Source organism: Endozoicomonas sp. ONNA2, assembly GCF_024606365.1.
Classification (GTDB): Bacteria; Pseudomonadota; Gammaproteobacteria; order Pseudomonadales; family Endozoicomonadaceae; genus Endozoicomonas.
Genome location: NZ_JAHHPO010000540.1, coordinates 1 through 3,066, shown reverse-complemented (window position 1 = coordinate 3,066; position 3,066 = coordinate 1). Strand labels below are relative to the sequence as shown.

The window sequence follows — 3,066 nt, the reverse complement described above, 5'->3', positions numbered from 1 at the left end:
GGAATTGTCTGTAAATAACTTCCGCATATTCAGATGCTCCACCGCAATCATCAGGAACACTGAGTTTAAAATGGGAAAGTTATTTTTAGACGACTCCTAAGTATCAGTTCATGAGCAAGTGATTCTGCTCATGATACCGACTATTTTATGACTGGCCATTGACGTTTATTGCTGATTTAACCATAGACTCATTTATTTATATGAGATAGTAAGCAATTTGTCAAACTAACTGTTTGACCATCACCACACACTGCGCTGGCACTTCATACCAGCCCTGCTGCAAAATTACCTTTTCCCGGAACACCTCTTTTTTATCCAGATCTGTAGACAAAACCCGTTGCCAGCGGACCGCATCATCAGAATCCGGCAGTTTAAAGCGCTGGGTCTCGACCTCATTGTTTACCAGTAGCACCAGGCTGGGCTGGCTATCAACAGGGCAACGATAGCGCATCATCAGTGCGTGGCCAAGTTCATCAGGCAGCATTGCTGCTGTTAGGGGTATACCATGGGTATTAAACCATTCGAGTTCAGCGCTGTGCCACTGATGGTCGTCTGTCTGATAGCGGATTAACAACAATGGCTCTGACTTTCGTAAATGAATAAGCATTGAGCAGAACTGTTGCAGCTCAGCACCATCAGGATTCTCATCATCTTTATTATTGCCGTTGGCTCCAGCTAACCATGACCAGTCAACCCAGCCAATCGGGTTATCCTGACAGTAAACATTATTATTGCCATGCTGACTGTTGCCAAATTCATCGCCTGCCATCAGCATGGGGATACCTCGGGAAAGCATCAGCGTCGCCAGCATGTTTTTTCGCACACGCAGCCGGAGCTTTTGCATGGCCGGGTCACTGGAAGCCCCTTCAACGCCATAATTCCAGGAGAGATTATGTTGATCACCATCCTGGTTACTCTCGCCATTAGCCAGGTTGTGTCGATGCTCAAACGACACCAGGTCACGCAGGGTAAAACCATCATGACTGCAGATATAGTTAACACTTCCAGCCGGTCTGCCAGGCCCGAAAATATCCCTGGAGCCAGTCAGACGCCAGGCGATATCCACCACCTGATCTTTATCACCACGCCAGAATGACCGGATACCGCCACGGAAACGGTCATTCCACTCATGCCAGTCCCTTGGGAAGCCTCTCAGGCGGTAACCTTCCGGCCCAAGGTCCCAGGGCTCTGCAATCATTTGCCGGGTAGAAATAATGGGGTCCTGAAACACTGCCCAAAAGAATGCACTGTGAGCATCAAACTTCCGATGTCGTCTGGCCATGGTCGGTGCCAGATCAAAACGGAAACCATCGATCTGATAGTGCTCAGCCCAATACCTGAGGCTATCCATCACCAGCTTGATGGTTTGTGGACTGTCAAAATTCAGAGTATTTCCGCAACCACTGTAGTTGGTAGACATCAGATGACCACCATAGTGATCCAGCAAATAGTAATCTTTCTCAGCCAGGCCTCTCAGGCTCAGGCTTGGACCGTCAGATCCTGCTTCACAGGTGTGGTTGTAAACAACATCCATCACCACCCGGATTCCGGCGCGATGCAATTCACGAACCATTGTCTTCAATTCATTAACCGGATCTTCGATAGCATAGGACGGCTCAGGTGCCATAAGGCAGAGCGGGTTATAGCCCCAGTAGTTTTTCAACCCCAGCTTTCGTAATCTTGGCTCGCTGAGAAAACTGGTAACCGGCAATAGCTCAACCGTATTGACCCCCAGGTTCTTCAGATAATCAATAACCACAGGATGACACATCCCCAGATAAGTCCCTCGCAACGCTTCGGGAATATCCGGATGCTGCCGGGTAAAGCCCTTTACATGGCTCTCGTAAATAATACTGTCATCATGGGGGAGTTCAGGCCTGGTAACCGACTGCCAGTCAAATTGGTCGGTACTGACCACCGATTTGGGCAGCAAATGGCCATTATCCTGATCATTGAATAGCCATTGGCTTCTTTCCTTTCCTGAGTAATCATAGACAGCGGGCTGCCAGTTAATAGCCCCTTTGACCTGGCGGGCATAAGGATCCAACAACAGCTGATTAATATTAAAGCGTAACCCCTCATCCGGTGCCCAGCGGCCATCGGCACGATAGCCATAAGCCTGACCATCCTGCACGCCATTAACCAACACATGCCAGATGCCCTTTTCGGGGCCGTACATGGGAATACGCTGCTCCACCCCGGCGCTGTCAAACAGACACAGCATCATGGCTGAGGCTTCCGGTGCATATACCGCAAAGTTCACACCCACCGCCCGGGTGGGAAGCGCCGGGCGTAGCTGCTCATTGAGAAAGTTGGCCCCCGGGTGATTGCAGCTTCCAGGGCCAAAAAATTCTGATGTTAATTGTGGTTGATTCATGTATCCGAGACATCAACATATTGGAATAGGCAGGATTTTAATTTGATTCACCAACATTGCAACAAGCGCTGCCCGCTGCCCGAAAAAGATAGCCCGCTTGCGCTTTTTCTCCGTGCCTTTGTGTCTGAACACTAAATCGCCTCCAACGCCTCAGAGAGTTTTTTCACGGCAATCACCGTAAGCCCGGGAATCGGTTTTCTTGGCTGATTGGCTGCCGGAATAATGGCCCGGCTGAAACCATGCTTGGCGGCTTCGACCAGGCGTTCCTGACCATTGGCCACCGGACGGATCTCGCCGGCCAGCCCCACCTCACCAAAGGCCACCAGGTCCTGGGACAGCGGAGTATCCCGCAGGCTGGAAACCACGGTCAGCAGACTGGCCAGGTCAGCGCTGGTTTCGGTGATCTTGACGCCACCGACCACGTTCAGGAACACATCCTGGTCACTGGTAAAAATACCCCCGTGCCGGGTGAGAATGGCCAGCAGCATGGCCAGACGGTTTTGCTCCACACCAACAGTTACACGACGCGGGTTTCCCAGTTGGGATTCCACCACCAGCCCCTGTATCTCGACCAGCAGAGGCCTTGTACCTTCCCACAGGACAGAAATAATACTGCCCGAGGTCGCTTCCTGAGTTCGGGACAGGAAAATAGCCGACGGGTTTTTCACTTCCTTCATGCCGGTTTCGGT

2 protein-coding genes are annotated in these 3,066 nt (G+C 51.0%); both read right to left on the bottom strand.

Annotated elements, in window-relative coordinates:
* Positions 1-220 precede the first annotated feature (220 nt).
* Complete coding sequence (glgX, locus tag KDK14_RS09505; protein WP_257264862.1) at positions 221-2,377, bottom strand: glycogen debranching protein GlgX; 2,157 nt, start codon at positions 2,375-2,377, stop codon at positions 221-223.
* 131 nt (positions 2,378-2,508) lie between these two features.
* On the bottom strand, positions 2,509-3,066 hold a 558-nt coding region (locus KDK14_RS09500; RefSeq protein ID WP_306671504.1), incomplete at its 5' end, for a magnesium chelatase domain-containing protein.

Bases quoted from the DNA above. Each gene is read 5' to 3' on its own strand.
- glgX (WP_257264862.1), bottom strand. From the start codon at position 2,377: ATGAATCAACCACAATTAACATCAGAATTTTTTGGCCCTGGAAGCTGC.